We start from the raw sequence: 811 nt of genomic DNA, 5'->3' as shown, positions 1-811 counted from the left end.
CATTATGACAACTATGTCTCCGAAGAAACATCAGAACGCTGATCAGGTTAAGGCTGTTTCCAACAGGATCATGGCGAGCCCGGAATTATCGAAACTGATCGGTGAGCTAGCCCAGGCTGCCGATGGCGACATCAACGCGCTTGTCCGCGGGGTGCTGCAGTCATCGATCAACAGCGGCCTGGCCGCTGAAATGGAGGCGCACCTGGGTTATGAATCCGGTGACCGTACGGCAAAGGCCGCTGCGGGGCAGACAAACCATCGCAATGGTAGTTATTCAAAAACAGTCGATACGAACTACGGGCCGATCGAGATTGACATTCCCCGTGATCGTGATGGTTCGTTTATCCCGCGAATGGTTCCCAAAGGCGCCCGTCGGATTACAGAGCTGGATGACATGATCGTGTCCTTGTATGCCGGCGGCATGACGATTAGGGATATCCAGCACCATATTCACACCTCCTATGGGGTGGATATGTCCCATGAGACGATCAGCAACGTCACCGATTCGGTGCTGGATGCCGTCATGCAGTGGCAGCACCGCAAGCTGGATGCGTTTTATCCCATCATGTTTTTGGATGCCATCCGCATCAACGTCCGCGACGGTGGCAGAGTCGTCAACAAAGCGGCCCACATTGCTGTAGGCATTGACCTCGACGGAATCAAACACATCCTCGGCATCTGGGTTGCCGCCAATGAGGGTGCATCGTTTTGGTCAGGGGTATGCGCAGAACTAGCCAACCGCGGAATCGAAGACGTCTTCATCGTTGCCTGTGACGGACTTAAAGGTCTGCCGGAAGCCATTGAAGCAACC

Annotated in this window: 1 protein-coding gene; it reads left to right on the top strand. The window is 54.5% G+C overall.

All coding sequences use genetic code 11. The features are described 5' to 3' along the window. Window positions 1–4 precede the first annotated feature (4 nt). A partial coding sequence (locus HMPREF3098_RS09730; RefSeq protein ID WP_246815925.1) for an IS256 family transposase occupies window positions 5–811 on the top strand: 807 nt, incomplete at its 3' end.

Origin of the sequence: Corynebacterium sp. HMSC28B08 (assembly GCF_001806865.1) — a bacterium.
Taxonomy (GTDB): domain Bacteria; phylum Actinomycetota; class Actinomycetes; order Mycobacteriales; family Mycobacteriaceae; genus Corynebacterium; species Corynebacterium auriscanis.
Note: the sequence above shows the minus strand (reverse complement) of the source record. Positions and strands in the feature narration are given on the sequence as shown.